This is a genomic window from Vitreoscilla sp. C1, assembly GCF_002951955.2.
GTDB classification, from domain to species: Bacteria; Pseudomonadota; Gammaproteobacteria; order Burkholderiales; family Neisseriaceae; genus Vitreoscilla; species Vitreoscilla stercoraria.
Window position 1 is genome coordinate 2,211,225 of record NZ_CP019644.2, and the last position, 18,966, is coordinate 2,230,190.

The 18,966-nt window shown below is 45.3% G+C and carries 12 protein-coding genes, 2 tRNA genes and 3 rRNA genes; 7 read left to right on the forward strand and 10 right to left on the reverse strand.

Features of this window, described 5'->3' with window-relative positions; translation table 11 throughout:
- Positions 1-16: 16 nt before the first annotated feature.
- From ADP71_RS10810 to ADP71_RS10825, 4 genes are all read left to right on the forward strand, one after another.
- Positions 17-2,443 (forward strand): DNA translocase FtsK, encoded by a 2,427-nt coding sequence (locus ADP71_RS10810; RefSeq protein WP_104932167.1) that lies wholly within the window; start codon positions 17-19, stop codon positions 2,441-2,443.
- A 2-nt stretch (positions 2,444-2,445) separates the two neighbouring features.
- The gene (gene hemH, locus ADP71_RS10815; RefSeq protein WP_019957868.1) at positions 2,446-3,462 is read left to right on the forward strand and encodes a ferrochelatase; all 1,017 of its coding nucleotides are present in this window, start codon (positions 2,446-2,448) and stop codon (positions 3,460-3,462) included.
- 74 nt (positions 3,463-3,536) lie between these two features.
- Positions 3,537-4,706, forward strand: a complete 1,170-nt coding sequence (locus tag ADP71_RS10820) for a phosphoglycerate kinase (RefSeq protein WP_171461150.1) — start codon at positions 3,537-3,539, stop codon at positions 4,704-4,706.
- Between the two features lie 149 nt (positions 4,707-4,855).
- Positions 4,856-5,065, forward strand: coding sequence for a hypothetical protein (locus ADP71_RS10825; RefSeq protein ID WP_171461151.1), 210 nt, complete (start codon positions 4,856-4,858; stop codon positions 5,063-5,065).
- 191 nt (positions 5,066-5,256) lie between these two features.
- Here ADP71_RS10825 and rrf read toward each other — a convergent pair.
- The 5 genes from rrf to ADP71_RS10850 form a co-directional block, all read right to left on the reverse strand.
- Positions 5,257-5,370: ribosomal RNA gene (gene rrf, locus ADP71_RS10830) — 5S ribosomal RNA — on the reverse strand.
- A 144-nt stretch (positions 5,371-5,514) separates the two neighbouring features.
- A 23S ribosomal RNA gene (locus ADP71_RS10835) occupies positions 5,515-8,405 on the reverse strand.
- Positions 8,406-8,805: 400 nt separating this feature from the next.
- Positions 8,806-8,881: transfer RNA gene (locus ADP71_RS10840), tRNA-Ala, on the reverse strand.
- 34 nt (positions 8,882-8,915) lie between these two features.
- Positions 8,916-8,992 (reverse strand) — tRNA-Ile (locus tag ADP71_RS10845).
- 74 nt (positions 8,993-9,066) lie between these two features.
- Positions 9,067-10,608 (reverse strand): 16S ribosomal RNA (locus tag ADP71_RS10850).
- The 16S, 23S and 5S rRNA genes sit together here with 2 tRNA genes alongside, the layout of an rRNA operon.
- A gap of 527 nt (positions 10,609-11,135) precedes the next feature.
- Between ADP71_RS10850 and ADP71_RS10855 the strand changes: the two genes are divergently transcribed.
- Positions 11,136-11,483, forward strand: a complete 348-nt coding sequence (locus ADP71_RS10855; protein ID WP_104932168.1) for a DUF7225 domain-containing protein — start codon at positions 11,136-11,138, stop codon at positions 11,481-11,483.
- Between the two features lie 106 nt (positions 11,484-11,589).
- Positions 11,590-12,228 carry a hypothetical protein gene (locus ADP71_RS10860; protein ID WP_104932169.1) on the forward strand — a complete coding sequence of 213 codons (639 nt, stop codon included), beginning with the start codon at positions 11,590-11,592 and terminating at the stop codon, positions 12,226-12,228.
- 96 nt (positions 12,229-12,324) lie between these two features.
- Here ADP71_RS10860 and prfB read toward each other — a convergent pair.
- Both prfB and ADP71_RS10870 read right to left on the reverse strand, forming a co-directional pair.
- A protein-coding gene (prfB, locus tag ADP71_RS10865) for a peptide chain release factor 2 (protein WP_104932170.1) occupies positions 12,325-13,429 on the reverse strand; the annotation gives its coding sequence in 2 pieces (ribosomal slippage) (positions 12,325-13,347 and positions 13,349-13,429; 1,104 coding nt in all).
- 80 nt (positions 13,430-13,509) lie between these two features.
- A complete protein-coding gene (locus ADP71_RS10870; protein ID WP_019959154.1) occupies positions 13,510-14,061 on the reverse strand; it encodes a hypothetical protein in 552 nt (183 codons plus the stop codon).
- Positions 14,062-14,541: 480 nt separating this feature from the next.
- On the opposite strand from ADP71_RS10870, the gene ADP71_RS10875 reads away from it, so the two are divergent.
- Entirely contained in the window at positions 14,542-16,005 is a 1,464-nt protein-coding gene (locus ADP71_RS10875) for an alanine/glycine:cation symporter family protein (protein ID WP_019959156.1), read from the forward strand.
- Between the two features lie 62 nt (positions 16,006-16,067).
- Here the strand turns inward: ADP71_RS10875 and ADP71_RS10880 are convergent, their stop codons facing one another.
- The 3 genes from ADP71_RS10880 to ADP71_RS10890 form a co-directional block, all read right to left on the reverse strand.
- The gene (locus ADP71_RS10880; RefSeq protein WP_019959157.1) at positions 16,068-16,808 is read right to left on the reverse strand and encodes a GntR family transcriptional regulator; all 741 of its coding nucleotides are present in this window, start codon (positions 16,806-16,808) and stop codon (positions 16,068-16,070) included.
- 13 nt (positions 16,809-16,821) lie between these two features.
- Complete coding sequence (locus ADP71_RS10885) at positions 16,822-17,553, reverse strand: alpha/beta fold hydrolase (RefSeq protein WP_019959158.1); 732 nt, start codon at positions 17,551-17,553, stop codon at positions 16,822-16,824.
- Between the two features lie 61 nt (positions 17,554-17,614).
- The gene (locus ADP71_RS10890; RefSeq protein ID WP_104932171.1) at positions 17,615-18,952 is read right to left on the reverse strand and encodes an MFS transporter; all 1,338 of its coding nucleotides are present in this window, start codon (positions 18,950-18,952) and stop codon (positions 17,615-17,617) included.
- Between the last annotated feature and the right edge of the window lie 14 nt (positions 18,953-18,966).

An 18,966-nucleotide genomic window follows, 5' to 3' on the forward strand; every position in this document is an offset into this window, starting at 1 on the left:
AATATAGATGTTGTGTATGAGAAAAAAAACCACCTCACGTAAATCCTCACTCAACCCGCCCAAGCGTGGCGTGGTCAGTAACAAACAATTGGCGCAACAAAAAGATTTGGGCTTTCAAATTTTCACAGCCTTTAATGATGCCATTTGGTTGGTAGCTTTGTTAGCGACCTTATTTTTAGGCGCCGCTTTGTTCAGCTTTGACATGAGCGACCCTGCCTTTAGCCGCAGTGCCGATAGCGATAATATTCAAAATATTGGCGGCGTGGTGGGTGCTTATATTGCCGATATTGCCTATTATTTATTTGGTTTGTCCATTTGGTGGGTGATTATTGAAGCATGTATTTTATTGTTTCGCGCCTTTAAACCGTTATTGGTCGCCAAAAAAATCGATGACCACCATCATTTAGGTTTAAGTATTCTGGGTACCAGCATCATGATTGCAGGTAGCAGCTTATTAGAACATTGGCTATTGCCTATCACTTGGAACAGCTCATTACCGATTGGTACAGGCGGCCTATGGGGGCAAACCATCACGCCAATGCTAGACTATGGTATTGGTCGTTCTAGTGGTATCGCCATTAGTGTCTTATTAATGTTGCTTGGTTTGTCATTGATGTTGCAAATGACATGGCAAGAAATGGGTGACAAAATCAAAACCAATAGCCAATGGTTGTGGTTTCATTTGGTCAAACGCCCTAGCAAACTTATCCGTGAATTGCCTCAACCCAAAACCATGCGCCAAACAGTCGAAGCGGTAGAAGACATCACCGCCATTCCTGTGGAGGCACCAACAGGTGCTAACAGCAATCGCAAAAAAAATACCTCCACAACCAATAAAACAGCCTCAGAATCGACTTCAACAAATGAGGCTCATGCTCAAAACAGCCCTAAAACAGCCATTCCCGTACAAACTTCTTTGTTTGAAAACAATAATACCAAGGGCAAACAACAAGCAGCCCATTTGCGTACCGATTTGCCCTCATTGGATCTGTTACAGGCCGCTTCTACTCCCACAGCTGCGCTCAATCCTGAACAATTACAAGCCACAGCACAATTGATTGAAACCAAATTGGCAGAATTTGGCGTGAGTGTACAAGTGGTGAGCGCCACCACAGGACCCGTCATTACCCGTTATGAAATTGAACCTGCCTCAGGTATCAAAGGCAGCCAAATCGTCAATTTGGCCAAAGATTTGGCGCGCGCTTTAGCCTTACAAAGCGTGCGTGTGGTCGAAACCATCGCGGGTAAAAAAACCATGGGCATAGAATTGCCCAACAGCTTCCGCCAAGATGTTTCATTTCGAGAGTTGCTCAATGCTGCGGTTTTTGACCAAGCGCCATCCAAACTGACTTTGGCCATGGGCAAAGACATTGCAGGTGTGCCTGTGGTCGCTGATTTGGCGAAAATGCCGCATGTTTTGGTCGCAGGGACAACTGGCTCAGGCAAATCTGTGGCAATCAATACGATGATTTTGTCCATGCTCTACAAAGCCACACCTGCCGAAGTGCGTTTTATTATGGTGGACCCAAAAATGTTGGAGTTGTCGGTTTATGAAGACATTCCACATCTATTGGCACCTGTGGTCACCGATATGAAACATGCAAGCAATGCTTTAAATTGGTGTGTGGCAGAGATGGAACGCCGTTATCGTTTGCTGGCTCATATCGGTGTGCGTCAATTGAGCAGCTATAACGAGAAAATTCAGGCCGCTATTGCCAATCAAAAACCGTTGTTTAACCCATTTAGCCTCACACCTGATGAGCCTGAACCTTTGGAAGCGCTGCCGCATATTGTCGTCATCATCGATGAATTGGCAGACTTAATGATGGTGGAAGGCAAAAAAGTTGAGCAACAAATTGCCCGTTTGGCACAAAAAGCCCGTGCTGCAGGCATTCATTTGATTTTGGCGACCCAACGTCCATCGGTCGATGTGATTACAGGTTTAATCAAAGCCAATATTCCAACACGCATTGCCTTTCAAGTGTCTAGCAAAATTGATTCTCGCACCATTTTAGATCAAGGCGGTGCAGAAAATTTGCTTGGCAAAGGCGACATGTTGTTCTTGCCACCGGGCACTGCCGAGCCAACCCGCTTGCATGCCGGTTTTGTGCGTGATGAAGATGTGCATCAAGTGGTCAATTTCCTGAAATCACAAGCCCCTGCCCAATATGTAGAAGGCTTGCTCAGCGGTGAAGCAGGCTTGGCACTGGAAGCAGGCAGCGGCAGCGCAGGCGGCGCGGAGAAACACGATGAACTGTTTGATCAAGCAGTTGAATTCATTTTGAATACTCGTAAAACCTCGATTTCATCTTTACAACGCCATTTGCGCATCGGCTACAATCGCGCCGCCAATTTGATGGAAGAATTGGAGCGTGCTGGTATTGTGTCTGCTCCAGAACTGGGTGGCAGCCGCCAAATTTTAGCCAAACGAACGTTGGAGTGAATATGGCTTTATTCAAAAAAGAACCTCAGCGTACCCTCACTCAAAAAGTAGGGGTTTTGCTGATGAATTTGGGCACACCTGAGCGTCCTGAAGCTGCGTCCGTCAAACCATTTTTAAAAGAATTTTTATCTGATACACGCGTGGTTGAATTGCCTGCTGCTGTGTGGCAACCTATTTTGCGTGGTGCTATTTTAACCAGACGCCCGAAAGCCAGTGCAGAAAACTATCAAAAAGTGTGGACAGAACAAGGCTCTCCGTTGGCTGTGATTTTGCAAGCACAAACTGCCGCTATACAAACTTATTTTCAAGCCAAAAAATTAGATGTCACCGTTGACTATGCAATGACATATGGTCAACCCAGCATTGCCACACAAATCGAGCATTTTAAACAACAAGGCATAGGACGAATTTTCATCTTGCCTTTGTATCCGCAATACTCAGGCTCCGCCACAGGTGCAGCTTTAGACAAACTGTATGCAGACTTGATGAAACAGCGCAATATGCCATCGATACGCACGCTACGCAGCTATGGTGAACATGCAGGTTATATCAGTGCGATGTCGCAACATTTGCGCCAACATTTGCCTCAATTGCACACTTATGACCGCATTGTATTCAGTTACCATGGCGTGCCACAAAATCACATTGATGCAGGCGACCCTTATCAAGCAGAGTGTTTACAAACATCTCAATTGCTCGCTCAGCATCTGGGCTTAGACAATGAACATTGTATAACAGCATTTCAAAGTCGTTTTGGACGTGCCAAATGGGTAGAACCATCCACGCAAAATTTGCTTGATACTTTACCCAAGCAAGGCGTTAAAAAAATTGCCGTTTTTTGTCCAGGTTTCAGCGCCGATTGTTTAGAAACTTTGGAAGAAATTGCCATTGCAGGTAAAGCACAGTTTGAAGCTGCTGGCGGCACTGAATATACTTACGTACCCTGTTTGAATACCGAATCGGCATGGATAGAGACACTTTGCTCTATGATTTCAAATGAATTAATGGGCTGGATTTGATGTAACAACTTGGCTAAACCCTGTTTGATATAGGATAATTCCGCCTTTATACACAACCATAAACTACAAAGTCCATGAATTACGCTAGCTTAAAGAATATTGATGTAACCAATAAAACTGTTTTGATTCGTGTGGACATGAATGTCCCATTGAACGATGGTGTCATCACTGATGACACTCGCATTCGTGCATCTTTACCAAGCATTGAATACTGCTTAGAGCGTGGTGCAGGTGTGATTTTAATGGTGCATTTGGGTCGCCCAAAAGAAGGTATTTTGAAGCCCGAAGACAATGTTTTGCCTATTGCCAAACGCCTAAGCAAATTACTCAATCAAGACATTCAAATTGCTGAAAACTGGCGCGATGCCAAACCTGAACCAAAATCAGGTCAAGTCATCATGCTGCAAAACGTCCGTGTCAATGTCGGTGAAAAAGCCAACGACCCAGAATTGGGCAAAGCGTATGCGGCTTTGTGTGATGTGTTTGTGTTCGATGCTTTTAGTGCTGCTCACCGCGCCCAAGCCTCTACTCATGCCGTTTCTCAATTTGCACCGATTGCTTGTGCAGGCTTGTTGTTATCGGCAGAATTGGATGCATTAAGCCAAGCCATTGAAAGCCCGAAAGCACCTGTGGTAGCGATTGTCGGTGGCAGCAAAGTATCCACCAAATTGACTATTTTGGAAAGCTTAAGCCAAAAAGTAGACCAATTGATCGTCGGTGGCGGTATTGCCAATACTTTCTTATTGGCTCAAGGTCACAATATTGGTAAATCTTTAGTAGAAACCGATTTGGTAGAAGAAGCAAAAAAAATTATCGCAGCGATTGAAGCCAAAGGCGGTTCAGTACCATTGCCTAGCGATGTGATTGTAGCAAAATCTTTCAGCACCGATGCCGAAGCCATCACTAAGGACATCAATGACGTAGAAGACGACGACATGATTTTGGATATTGGTCCCAACTCACAAAAAGTTTTGGCAAACATCATTGCTCAAGCGGGTACTGTGGTTTGGAATGGTCCAGTTGGCGTCTTTGAATTTGACCAATTTGCCTCAGGCAGCCAATCTTTGGCACAAGCCATTGCTCAAAGCGATGCTTTTTCTATCGCAGGTGGCGGTGACACTTTGGCAGCGATTGCCAAATTTGGCGTCACCGACCAAATCAGTTATATTTCAACTGGCGGCGGTGCATTCTTAGAATTTTTAGAAGGTAAAGAATTGCCAGCAGTAGCCATTTTGCAAAATTAATCAATATATTGTCATTGAAAGCGTCCTGTAAATATTTACAGGACGCTTTTTTATCAAAAATTTATTATGTGATGCTATCGATAAAATTGGCATGAAGTTTGCTCTATATCAAATAACTTCCAAACAATTTGATTCTAAGGACTAACATCATGAAACTGCATGCTTCTCAAAAGGCTGGATTAATCGAACAACGTATCGAAATTTTAATCGCCAATTTCACAACCAAAAATAAAGCAGAATGTTTAGAATCTATCATGTCCTTAGAGCCTGAATACCGTTTGAAATATCTAAATATTTTTATTATTGCAGTGAATACCTTAGGCGAAGAAGCCATGGTAGATTTATTATCAGCAGCTTAATTTGAATATCTGAATCCGTTTTAATCTGTAATAACACCCTGTTTAAAATTGCTTGGAAGCATTCGATAAACCAACAAGCGTCCTGTAAAGTTTACAGGACGCTTGTTTATATGAATGTGTATTATATTTAAAGCTATCTTTAAGAATGAATAAAGCCCTGATGCGTTTGCATCAGGGCTTTAGAATGGGGCGTTTGACGATGACCTACTTTCACATGGGTAATCCACACTATCATCGGCGCTAAGTCGTTTCACGGTCCTGTTCGGGATGGGAAGGCGTGGGACCAACTCGCTATGGTCGTCAAACATAAACTTTAAAATCAGAAAGCTGTCTGTATTACAGAGCTTTGAAATAGGGCTGTATTATACTGTCTATTTCAATCTTAATCAACTGGGTAATAATTGTATGCTTTATGTAGTAAGCATTATCATTGAAGTTCTTCAAATGATAGAGTCAAGCCTCACGAGCAATTAGTATGGGTTAGCTTCAAGCGTTACCGCTCTTCCACACCCCACCTATCAACGTCCTGGTCTCGAACGACTCTTTAGTGTGGTTAAACCACAAGGGAAATCTCATCTTCAGGCGAGTTTCACGCTTAGATGCTTTCAGCGTTTATCTCTTCCGAACTTAGCTACCCGGCTATGCCACTGGCGTGACAACCGGTACACCAGAGGTTCGTCCACTCCGGTCCTCTCGTACTAGGAGCAGCCCCCGTCAAATTTCCAACGCCCACTGCAGATAGGGACCAAACTGTCTCACGACGTTTTAAACCCAGCTCACGTACCACTTTAAATGGCGAACAGCCATACCCTTGGGACCGACTACAGCCCCAGGATGTGATGAGCCGACATCGAGGTGCCAAACTCCGCCGTCGATATGAACTCTTGGGCGGAATCAGCCTGTTATCCCCGGAGTACCTTTTATCCGTTGAGCGATGGCCCTTCCATACAGAACCACCGGATCACTATGTCCTGCTTTCGCACCTGCTCGACTTGTTGGTCTCGCAGTTAAGCTACCTTTTGCCATTGCACTATCAGTCCGATTTCCGACCGGACCTAGGTAACCTTCGAACTCCTCCGTTACTCTTTGGGAGGAGACCGCCCCAGTCAAACTGCCTACCATGCACGGTCCCCGATCCGGATAACGGACCTGGGTTAGAACCTCAAAGTCACCAGGGTGGTATTTCAAGGACGGCTCCACACAGACTAGCGTCTGTGCTTCAAAGCCTCCCACCTATCCTACACAAGTGACTTCAAAGTCCAATGCAAAGCTACAGTAAAGGTTCACGGGGTCTTTCCGTCTAGCAGCGGGTAGATTGCATCTTCACAACCATTTCAACTTCGCTGAGTCTCGGGAGGAGACAGTGTGGCCATCGTTACGCCATTCGTGCGGGTCGGAACTTACCCGACAAGGAATTTCGCTACCTTAGGACCGTTATAGTTACGGCCGCCGTTTACTGGGGCTTCGATCCGATGCTTGCACATCTTCAATTAACCTTCCAGCACCGGGCAGGCGTCACACCCTATACGTCCACTTTCGTGTTAGCAGAGTGCTGTGTTTTTAATAAACAGTCGCAGCCACCGATTCTCTGCGGCCTGGCGTTGCTTACGGAGTAAATCCTTCACAATACCAGGCATACCTTCTCCCGAAGTTACGGTATCAATTTGCCGAGTTCCTTCTCCCGAGTTCTCTCAAGCGCCTTAGAATTTTCATCCCACCCACCTGTGTCGGTTTGCGGTACGGTTCGATTTAAGCTGAAGCTTAGTGGCTTTTCCTGGAAGCGTGGTATCGGTCACTTCGGTTCCGTAGAACCTCGTTATCACTTCTCGGTGTTGAATGAATTCCCGGATTTGCCTAAGAATTCCACCTACTGGCTTGAACAAACTATTCCAACAGTTTGCTGACCTAACCTTCTCCGTCCCCACATCGCACTTAAATCAAGTACAGGAATATTAACCTGTTTCCCATCGACTACGCATCTCTGCCTCGCCTTAGGGGCCGACTCACCCTACGCCGATGAACGTTGCGTAGGAAACCTTGGGTTTTCGGCGAGGGGGCTTTTCACCCCCTTTATCGCTACTCATGTCAACATTCGCACTTCTGATACCTCCAGCAGACTTCACAATCCACCTTCGCAGGCCTACAGAACGCTCCCCTACCACATGCACTAAGTGCACATCCGCAGCTTCGGTTATAGATTTGAGCCCCGTTACATCTTCCGCGCAAGACGACTCGACTAGTGAGCTATTACGCTTTCTTTAAATGGTGGCTGCTTCTAAGCCAACATCCTAGCTGTCTGGGCCTTCTCACTTCGTTTACCACTTAATCTATCATTTGGGACCTTAGCTGGCGGTCTGGGTTGTTTCCCTCTTGACACCGGACGTTAGCACCCGATGTCTGTCTCCCGAGGAATCACTTCATGGTATTCTTAGTTTGCCATGGGTTGGTAAGTTGCAATAACCCCCTAGCCATAACAGTGCTTTACCCCCATGAGTGTACCTCGAGGCACTACCTAAATAGTTTTCGGGGAGAACCAGCTATCTCCAAGTTTGTTTAGCCTTTCACCCCTATCCACAGCTCATCCCCTAATTTTGCAACATTAGTGGGTTCGGACCTCCATTACCTGTTACGGCAACTTCATCCTGGCCATGGATAGATCACTTGGTTTCGGGTCTACGCCCAGCAACTAATCGCCCTATTAAGACTCGATTTCTCTACGGCTCCCCTATTCGGTTAACCTTGCTACTGAACGTAAGTCGTTGACCCATTATACAAAAGGTACGCAGTCACGGAACAAGTCCGCTCCCACTGTTTGTATGCATCAGGTTTCAGGTTCTATTTCACTCCCCTTCCGGGGTTCTTTTCGCCTTTCCCTCACGGTACTGGTTCACTATCGGTCGATGATGAGTATTTAGCCTTGGAGGATGGTCCCCCCATATTCAGACAGGATTTCTCGTGTCCCGCCCTACTTGTCGTTAGCTTAGTACCGCAGTTGAGATTTCGAATACGCGACTATCACGCACTATGGTCATACTTTCCAGAATGTTCTTCTATCTCGACTACTATCACTAACAGGCTTTTCCGCGTTCGCTCGCCACTACTTGCGGAATCTCGGTTGATTTCTTTTCCTCCGGGTACTTAGATGGTTCAGTTCTCCGGGTTTGCTCCAGTGACCTATGTATTCAGTCAAAGGTACCTAATAAATTAGGTGGGTTTCCCCATTCGGACATCGCGGGATCAAAGCTTTATTGCCAGCTCCCCCACGCTTTTCGCAGGCTTACACGTCCTTCGTCGCCTATCATCGCCAAGGCATCCACCTGATGCACTTATTCACTTGACTCTATCATTTCAAGAACCTCTGACTTTGCAGAATTAGACAGTTGACGTGTCTTCCTTCTGCTTGATTCTCTTCATGTTAAAGCTTACTACTTGGTTGTTACAATCAACGCCTTTTGAATTCGTTGATTGCAGATACAATCATCACCCAAATTTACTGTGTTATTTAAGCGGCCTGTAAAGGCTGTCTAAACAACAACATTGTCTTTTGTTTGTTGATTTCGGCTTTCTAATTTTTTAAAGATCGATGCGTCGCTTTTGTGTGTTTCGCTTTGTACTGCTTGTCCGCTAACACGCTTCGCAAATCAAAGAAGACTGAGAGTATATCATCTCTTTATTAAGAGTGAAATAAAAAACAGCGTCAGCTGTCAATCGTCTTTGATTTGCAAAGTATTTTAGTTCATTGGTGGAGGCAAACGGGATCGAACCGATGACCCCCTGCTTGCAAAGCAGGTGCTCTACCAACTGAGCTATGCCCCCAATGTTCCACAACCTTACTTGTTACCAAGTTTGATGGTGGGTCTGGGAGGACTTGAACCTCCGACCCCACGCTTATCAAGCGTGTGCTCTAACCAGCTGAGCTACAAACCCAGGTCGTTGCTACTTGCATCTTTATTTACAGTTTACCGATAAGTGTGAATGCGTTAAGCCTCTTCTATCTCTAGAAAGGAGGTGATCCAGCCGCAGGTTCCCCTACGGCTACCTTGTTACGACTTCACCCCAGTCATGAAGCATACCGTGGTAAGCGGACTCCTTACGGTTATCCTACCTACTTCTGGTATCCCCCACTCCCATGGTGTGACGGGCGGTGTGTACAAGACCCGGGAACGTATTCACCGCAGTATGCTGACCTGCGATTACTAGCGATTCCGACTTCACGCACTCGAGTTGCAGAGTGCGATCCGGACTACGATCGGCTTTATGAGATTGGCTCCACCTCGCGGCTTGGCTACCCTCTGTACCGACCATTGTATGACGTGTGAAGCCCTGGTCATAAGGGCCATGAGGACTTGACGTCATCCCCACCTTCCTCCGGTTTGTCACCGGCAGTCTCATTAGAGTGCTCAACTGAATGGTAGCAACTAATGACAAGGGTTGCGCTCGTTGCGGGACTTAACCCAACATCTCACGACACGAGCTGACGACAGCCATGCAGCACCTGTGTTACGGCTCCCGAAGGCACTCCTCCGTCTCTGGAGGATTCCGTACATGTCAAGACCAGGTAAGGTTCTTCGCGTTGCATCGAATTAATCCACATCATCCACCGCTTGTGCGGGTCCCCGTCAATTCCTTTGAGTTTTAATCTTGCGACCGTACTCCCCAGGCGGACAATTTCACGCGTTAGCTACGCTACCAAGAGCTTTTAATCTCCCAACAGCTAATTGTCATCGTTTAGGGCGTGGACTACCAGGGTATCTAATCCTGTTTGCTACCCACGCTTTCGAGCATGAGCGTCAGTGTTATCCCAGGGGGCTGCCTTCGCCATCGGTATTCCTCCACATCTCTACGCATTTCACTGCTACACGTGGAATTCTACCCCCCTCTGACACACTCTAGTTATCCAGTTTCAAATGCACGTCCCAAGTTGAGCTCGGGGCTTTCACACCTGACTTAAATAACCGCCTGCGCTCGCTTTACGCCCAGTAATTCCGATTAACGCTTGCACCCTACGTATTACCGCGGCTGCTGGCACGTAGTTAGCCGGTGCTTATTCTTTAGGTACCGTCATCACTCTTGGATATTAGCCAAAAGCTTTTCTTCCCTAACAAAAGTACTTTACAACCCGAAGGCCTTCTTCATACACGCGGCATTGCTGGATCAGGCTTGCGCCCATTGTCCAAAATTCCCCACTGCTGCCTCCCGTAGGAGTCTGGGCCGTGTCTCAGTCCCAGTGTGGCGGATCATCCTCTCAGACCCGCTACTGATCGTCGCCTTGGTAGGCTTTTACCCCACCAACTAGCTAATCAGACGTCGGCCGCTCAAATAACGCAAGGTCCGAAGATCCCCTGCTTTCCCCCGTAGGGCGTATGCGGTATTAGCCACTCTTTCGAGTAGTTATCCCCCATTACTTGGTACGTTCCGACGCATTACTCACCCGTTCGCCACTCGTCAGCAAGAAAGCAAGCTTTCTCCTGCTACCGTTCGACTTGCATGTGTAAAGCATGCCGCCAGCGTTCAATCTGAGCCAGGATCAAACTCTTATGTTTAATCTCTAAGCTTACTATTTAATTTCTGGTCTGCTTCTCAAAGAAAAAGAGCGAGAAATGATTAAAAATCATATCTTGTCTTTACTTCTTTAGCAGTGTGAGGCTCTTCGCACTCACACTTATCGGTAATCTGTTTTTTAAAGAGCTGTGCTGTGAAACTTGCGAAGCTGACCGTTTGGTCTGTTTCGTTTCTGTCTCAGCAGCGAAGAAACCGAATATTACAGAAACACCGAAAACCCGTCAACACCTAATTGTAAAAATATGGCTATAAAAACACAAGCACGCTGAATTTAAAGGAAATCTTATTGCAAATTATTTTAACAACCTTCAAAAAAACCATGAATACCATAACAAACTTATTTCCAAACACCTCCAAAACAAACAAAATAGGTCAAATTCAATGATAAAAGCGTCCTGTAAACGGTTACAGGACGCTTACACAAGCCATATAACAATACCAATTTTGTTTTTGATTCTTATATGATGCTGGTTTATCAAAATCACTATATCAATACAAAGGAAGATATATGGAATTGTCTATTTACGCTCAAATTGTCAATTGTTGCCATGGCTCACAAAACGAATTATTGTCGCGCCAAGACATCATCCATGCCGTCCATAACAAATACGGCACCAATCCAAGCAGCGTGATTCCATCAGACTATTGCTACAACCGCACCAATAAAGGTGCTGCCGACAAGCCACTGTTTGAATGGTTGGGAAATGGACAATACCGCTATTTGGGTGAAGGCTTTGCTTATACAGGTCGCGTGTTCAGCCGCCCTTTAGGTGCAAAACAAGATATCGTCGTGAGGTGCAAAACAAGATATCGTCGTGGCAATGTGGGAAAACGGTGTACAAACACCCTTCACTGAAAAATCACTTTAAAGACTGAAGCAAGCGTCCTGTAAAACTTTACAGGACACTTATTGATCACATTTACTCTATATACATCCATAATACAATCATATTGAGTATGTGATGATGAACATCACAAATATCAAAACGTTTCCATTTGCAGCTATCACCCATCCCGAACAGGATACCCATGTCAACGATGCAGAAATTCTTACGTTCTGTCACTGTCATTGTCATCGCCATTCCGAGCGGGTCATCATCGTTGGACTGCTTTCTTCTCCTGCATATGCATTGAAAGAAAAAGGTTTCATATTGATATTGGTACTGTATGTATTGGCAGGCGTTGCGTGGGCGCTATTTTGGTATTTGTACAAAATTGAACCCTCAATGACAAAGCGCGAAGTGGATGCGTATTATCTCGTCCACCTGCTGTTCTTTATTTTTGTGAATTTATTTGCTCACCAAGGCAGCAAAGTCATCATCATTGCCTCTTCTTATTGGTGGCCCAGCACCGTCGTTACCGCGCCAATATTCTCCAAACACATAGACAAAAAGAACGGTTTTCGCGGCAGCCCTGACTATCTCATACATTACATCGTGGTTTCTGTACCTGGTGAAACCTCTATGCCCTTACAAGTCACACCCTCGTTTTACGCTCGTGTTAAAAAAGGGCAGCATTTGAACATCAGCTCAAGAGAAACGCCTCTTGCTTATGTATATAGCGGTTTTTACCAATTAGAATCCACCATTCTTTATGAGTGATACCTTAAATAGCAACACATGCCACTCATGAAACAAAAGCGGCCTGTAAAGTTTACAGGCCGCTTCTCAATTCAAATGATGTGTGACAAAACGCTGTTACACGCCTTTTTTCAAACTCGCTTGAATGAAATCATCCAAATCACCATCCATTACTGCTTTGATGTTGCCGACTTCATAACCTGTGCGCAAATCTTTGATGCGTGATTGGTCGAACACGTATGAACGGATTTGATGACCCCAACCCACATCGGATTTGCTGTTTTCCAAATCTTGCTTGGCTTCGTTGCGTTTGCGCATTTCCAATTCAAACAATTTGGCACGCAACATGTTCATGGCTTCGTCTTTGTTACGGTGTTGTGAACGGTCGTTTTGACATTGCACCACAATACCTGTCGGTTCATGCGTCAAACGCACTGCCGAATCGGTTTTGTTAATGTGCTGACCACCTGCACCCGAAGCACGGTAAGTATCGACACGCAAGTCAGAAGGATTGATTTCAATTTCAAACGAATCGTCCACTTCTGGATACACGAACACAGAAGCAAAAGAAGTATGGCGTTTGTTGTTCGAGTCAAATGGCGAGTAACGTACCAAGCGGTGAATGCCTGTTTCGGTGCGCAACAAGCCATAAGCGTATTCACCCTCTAATTTGATAGTGGCACGATTAACGCCTGCAATTTCACCTGAATCTTCTTCCAATACTTCGACTTTAAAGCCTTTGCGTTCAGCATAGCGCACATACATGCGATACAACATGCCCGCCCAATCTTCTGCTTCCGTACCGCCTGCGCCTGCCACAATATCAATAAAGCAGTTATTGGCATCGGCTTCTTGGTTGAACATGCGTTTGAATTCCAAATCTGCCATACGCTGTTCTAACGTAGCGATATCGTCCTGTACGCCAGCAAATCCATCCGCGTCTTCTTCTTCCACAGCCATTTCCAACAACATACGGCTGTCTTCAATACCTGTACTGATTTCATCCAAATTGACCACAATACCTTCGAGCAATTTGCGTTCTTTGCCAATTTCTTGGGCTTTTTTTAGGTCGTTCCAAAGCTCAGGATCTTCAGACAAACCAACCACTTCTTCTAAACGGTCTTTTTTGCCGTCGTAGTCAAAGATACCCCCTGATGTCTTGGTTGCGTTTGGCCAAGTCATCGAGAGTGTTGTTCAATTGATTGATAATTTCCGCTTCCATGTTCGGTTCTTTCGCGTAACGGTTTCAATATAAAGGCAGATATTGTACTTTAAATTGCCAAAATATCCCATTAGCAGTATTCAACGCACCAAGCGACCTGTTTTATCAATAATCAAAGCAGGTTCAGGCACACAGATTTCACCATCCCAACCATCTTCTTGTTCCAAGCGTCCTGTAACGCCTACCAACGCCTTGCCATTTTCAAATGGCTGCGCACAAAAATATTGCGGCGCAATCACTATTTGACCTGTTTGAGCATCAGCATACCCAATCAAACCTTGTGCATTGCGAATACGCACCAAACCATCTTCCACATAATCAGGACCGTTGTCATACCAATAAAGATGATAAACCACTCGCCCTTGCGCATTGATGGCTACTTTTTGTTGCCCCCGAAATTCAAACATATTCAATACTGCATGGTTTTGACTGTATTTTTGAGCCTCATTCATATCCAAATGTGGACGAATGGCATAACAATCTGTTTGATAATGCCCTTCAAACAAACGTTGACCTTGCTGATTGGTTAAATAACATTGCTCAGCATCACTCGCCTGTTGATGAATATACAAACCATCTGCCCAAGCTGAACTCACACAACATATTGCCAGTACCGCTGCCCATTTATTCATCACTATTTTTTCCTCAGCTCAAAATTCATACACATCAAAATAAAATCCATCATCATAGCTACTTTCATGACCAGCATGCTTGGCTCATTAGCCTCAGAATCCAAAACTTTCTTAAACATCATCAATTTGGATTGATTTTGGCATATTTTTTAAATCAACCCCTGTTCAATCCCAAAATTTAAATCAAACATCTTCAAAAAACCCACAAAATCAGCCACTTGTTTCAAAACATTGATTAGTATTTAAATTTCATACTTATATAAAAATTAGATAGTTATTTCAATAAATAAAATATATACGCACTCTTATAAGAAAAATTAACTAAAAATTAACTAAAAATTACTACATAATGTCATCTTTTTTAAGATAAAAGACACCGTCACTGAGCAATTCCCACCTATTCCGAGTCTGATTCATCAGCCATTTAGGTTTGCGCAGAAAACCAACTCTTTTGATTATTTTTACAAAGAAGATAACGATATGAATGAACAACTGAACGACACGCTGATGGCGATAGTCGATAAGCTCAACGGTCCCTTATGGGATTTCTTAGTCATATTTTTAGTTGCCATTGGCTTGTTTTACACCATCATTACGGGTGCAGTGCAATTGCGTTTATTTTTGCACAGCATCAAAATCATGAAAAACAGCCGTAAAATTGGCAATGACGACCACGGCATTACCCCATTTCAAGCTTTTGTGACAGGTTTGGCCAGCCGCGTCGGCGTGGGTAACGTCGCAGGTGTGGCGATTGCCATCGCTTTAGGCGGTCCAGGTGCTGTATTTTGGATGTGGGCAACGGCATTTTTGGGCATGAGCTCGGCATTCGTAGAATCTTCTTTGGCCCAGTTGTTCAAAATCCGTGACCCACGCAGCAAGCAATTTCGTGGTGGCCCTGCGTATTACATCACCCAAGGCTTGAAACAAAAATGGTTGGGCGTGGTGTTTGCCATTGCCTTGATTTTGACTTATGGCTTTGTCTTCAATGCCGTTCAATCCAATTCCATTGTCAGCGCAACCGACCATGCTTGGGGTTGGAACCAAGCCAATCCTATGTTGTTTGGCACTGAAATTTCATTGGTCGGCATCGCTTTGGTGATTTTGACTGCTGCCATCATTTTTGGCGGTATCAAACGCATCGCAACGGTTGCTGAAAGCTTTGTGCCTGTGATGGCGCTGTTGTATTTGGCTGTTGCGATGTACATCGCTGCAATCAATTTGCCAATTTTGCCAGACATGTTTGCCATGATTTTCCGTGAAGCATTCCAGTTTGAAGCTGCCGCAGGTGGTTTCTTTGGTTCTATGGTTTCTGCTGCCATGATGGCAGGCATCAAACGCGGTTTGTTCTCAAACGAAGCAGGTATGGGTTCGGCACCGAACGCTGCGGCCGCTTCTGATGTGAAACACCCAGTGAACCAAGGTTTGGTACAAATGTTGGGCGTGTTTGTGGACACTTTCATCGTGTGTACCTGTACGGCAGTGATTATTTTGTCATCGAATTTTTACACCGACGCCAGCTACAGCGGCGTGCAATTGACGCAAGTGGCGTTAGAAGCACAAATTGGCAGCTGGGGCGATGACTTCTTGGCCATCATTTTGTTCATGTTCTGTTATTCGTCTGTAATCGGCAATTACGCTTACGCCGAAGGCAACATGCAATTTATCAACAACAACCCAACGGTGATGAATGTGTTCCGTGTGTTGGTGTGTGTGATGGTGTATATGGGCGCTGTGACCAGCATTCCTTTGGTTTGGAACGCGGCCGATTTATTCATGGGCGTGATGGCAACCATCAACTTGTTCGCTATTTTGTTGTTGACGCCATACTTGATGATGTTGCTCAAAGACTATACATCGCAATTGAAACGCGGTGTGGAAGAGCCTGAGTTCAAATTGAAAAACCACCCTAAATACAAAAACAAAATCAAATCTGACATTTGGTAAGGTATTGTTAGTATCATGAGGTGATGAATAAGCGTCCTGTAAAGTTTACAGGACGCTTATTTTTATGATGATTGTGTGTCTTCATGGGGTAAGGATGGCGTTTGTATCACCTGCACGCCTTCGGCATTTTCACTAAAACCTTTGAGCAAATCATTGAACAAAATCGGTGAATTGGCATGCTCTTTCATCAATGCTTCTGCGCGCGCGCCTTGCCCTGCTTTGATGGCACCCAAAATGGCATGGTGTTGCAAATGTGCGTAGAGCAAACGTTTGCGCTCTGCGACCATATTGCGCGTGTCGACCACCAACGATTGCACCGATGCAAAAGGCAAACTCTCTACTTTCGTCAATGCCAGTTTGATAGCGGCATTGCCAGAGGCTTCTAAAATGGTTTCATGAAACAACATGTTGACACGGTGATAATGCTCAATGTGCGTCACTTCAAACGCATCGTCTTCAAACATCGCATCTATCTGCGCCAAAGCCTGCTCTAATGCTTGAACATTCTCAGCACTCAAGCCTTTTTCCGCAGCTTGCCGTGCCGCCAAGCCTTCCAATACACCACGGACATCCAATGCACCCAAAAAGTCTTGTGTGGTGATTTTGCGAACAGCAAAACCACGACGTGGCAATTTTTCCAGCAAGCCTTCTTGCTCTAAAATTCGCAACGCCAAGCGCACTGGCAAACGTGACACACCCAAAAGCTCCGCAGTAGGGATTTCAATGATACGCTCCCCCGGCTGCAATTGGCCCGAAGCAATCATTTCACGTAAACGCACCAAGACTTGATGTCCGTGTTGCATAAGCATCCTTTTTCTAATGAATTTTAAGTTCCTGTTGTACAGAAACCGCATCGACAGCCAGCCATTGTAATAAAGCTTGGTTGACCCGACCAGCATCTTCCAGTGGTGCCATATGACCACCATCATCAAACACCACCAATGGCGCTTGTGGCATCAATGCTTGTATCGCTTGGTGTTGCGCCACCGTACTCCAAGTGTCTTGCGCACCAACGCCCAAAAGCACAGGACAAGATACTTGCTTCAAACTTGCCTCAGCATCAGGACGGTTGAGCAAAGCATGTACATGTTTGCCAAAATCTTCTGGCGTGGATTTTAAAACCATCTGACGCAAAGGCTCAACGATGCTGTCGTCTTGTTGGTTTTTCGGTGCCAACATTGGCATCAACCAATGTTCTACCAAAAACGCCATGCCATGTGTTTGCGCCTGCTCAAGCAAATGGTAACGCTTTTGCGCTTCGCCCTCTTTCACACCATGCACACCCGTATCCAGCAAAGCCAACTTCAACACCCGTTCAGGCGCCATGCGCACCACTTCCAAAGCCACGCGCGCCCCCATAGAATGCGCCACCAATACAAATGGCGCATCGTCTTGTGCCAACACATGTTGCGCCATTACAGTCAAATCATCCAAGCCTAAAAAATCAAACACCTGCACATCGTAATACTCTTGCAACACAGGCACTTGACGCTGCCAAACCGTGGCATCACACAACAATCCACACAATAAATACAATTTGGTTTTCATTTGGTTTTTCCTGTTACAGGACGCTTAAAATACATTGGAAGCGTCCTGTAAAAAATGTGAATCAAACTTTTTGTAATTGTTGGCTTTGACGAGCAAATTGCAATTTGCGCAATTTCAACACCGCAAAAATCGCCACAATGAACACCACCGAATTCAAATAAAACAAACTCACAGGCGCCCAATTGGCATCTAACAACACGCCCGCAATCAATGGCGACACAATACTGCCCAAGCGACCGACGCTGATGGCTGTGCCCACACCACTGGCACGGTTGTTCGTGTCATACAAAGTGGGCGTGATGGCGTACAAACCTGCAACCGTACCATTGGCCAAAGTGCCTAAGAAAAATGCCACGACCATCGCCAACGATAAATAAGTGATGGATTGGGCAAACGTGATGGTCAAGATGGCAGTTAAAAACAAGAACACTGCATGCACCGATTTGATGTTGAATTTCGTGCCTAAAAAACCAATCAGAGCCGCACCAAACATAGAACCAAAATTCATCCACACACCTGTTGTGATGCCTTGGTCAGGCGTCATACCTGCACCTGTCAGCAATTTTGGCGTCCATGACAAAATGCAATAAAAGCCAAACATCACACAGAAAAACGCAATCCAAATACACAGTGTTGATTCGGCTTTGCCATCGGCAAACAAACTTTTGAAACTGCTTTTACTGGCCGCTTGTTGTGCAGGTTTGGCAGGCAAGGATTGTAAATGTGGCAAAGACAATTTTTGTGCCAATTTTTGTACTTTGGGCAAAGCGTTTTGCGGCTGTTTGACCAACAAATAATCCAAAGACTCAGGCAACAATAAAGCCACCACCACAATGAACACAGCCGACACCACACCACCGAACAAAAATACCGATTGCCAGCCATGGTCTTTGATCAAATACATCGCAATCAAACCGCCGCCTGCAGCACCTATGGCATAACCTGTCGATTGCAAACTGATGGCCAAACTGCGCCATTTTGCCGATGAATACTCACTGGTCAACACATTGCTACACGCCAAAATGCCGCCAATGCCCAAACCCGTAATGAAGCGCAAAATGCCCAACACCAAAGGCGATGGTGCAAACGCACTCAAAATCATGCCTATGGATGTGACAATCAAAGACATCAAAATAATCGGTTTGCGTCCGATTTTGTCTGCCCAAGGTGCAATCAACAATGAGCCAGCGCCCATACCAAACAAGCCTGAACTCAATAACAAGCCAATTTGCGAGCCGGTTAAGCCCCAATCTTTCGCCACCGCAGAGGCGGTAAACGCCATCACCAACACATCAAAACCGTCAATGATGTTCAAACAAATACAGATTCCGACAATCATCCATTGATAACGCCGCATCTGGCTTTGATCGATGTGTTCCTTAATTGCTTTTATCTCCATGATTTTTCCTTTGT

What these genes read in the sequence shown, in the direction of transcription:
- ADP71_RS10810 (WP_104932167.1), top strand. Translation starts at nt 17, where the DNA reads ATGAGAAAAAAAACCACCTCACGTAAATCCTCACTCAACCCGCCCAAG.
- hemH (WP_019957868.1), top strand. Translation starts at nt 2,446, where the DNA reads ATGGCTTTATTCAAAAAAGAACCTCAGCGTACCCTCACTCAAAAAGTA.
- ADP71_RS10820 (WP_171461150.1), top strand. Translation starts at nt 3,537, where the DNA reads ATGAATTACGCTAGCTTAAAGAATATTGATGTAACCAATAAAACTGTT.
- ADP71_RS10825 (WP_171461151.1), top strand. Translation starts at nt 4,856, where the DNA reads ATGAAACTGCATGCTTCTCAAAAGGCTGGATTAATCGAACAACGTATC.
- ADP71_RS10855 (WP_104932168.1), top strand. Translation starts at nt 11,136, where the DNA reads ATGGAATTGTCTATTTACGCTCAAATTGTCAATTGTTGCCATGGCTCA.
- ADP71_RS10860 (WP_104932169.1), top strand. Translation starts at nt 11,590, where the DNA reads ATGATGAACATCACAAATATCAAAACGTTTCCATTTGCAGCTATCACC.
- ADP71_RS10870 (WP_019959154.1), bottom strand. Translation starts at nt 14,061, where the DNA reads ATGAATAAATGGGCAGCGGTACTGGCAATATGTTGTGTGAGTTCAGCT.
- ADP71_RS10875 (WP_019959156.1), top strand. Translation starts at nt 14,542, where the DNA reads ATGAATGAACAACTGAACGACACGCTGATGGCGATAGTCGATAAGCTC.
- ADP71_RS10880 (WP_019959157.1), bottom strand. Translation starts at nt 16,808, where the DNA reads ATGCAACACGGACATCAAGTCTTGGTGCGTTTACGTGAAATGATTGCT.
- ADP71_RS10885 (WP_019959158.1), bottom strand. Translation starts at nt 17,553, where the DNA reads ATGAAAACCAAATTGTATTTATTGTGTGGATTGTTGTGTGATGCCACG.
- ADP71_RS10890 (WP_104932171.1), bottom strand. Translation starts at nt 18,952, where the DNA reads ATGGAGATAAAAGCAATTAAGGAACACATCGATCAAAGCCAGATGCGG.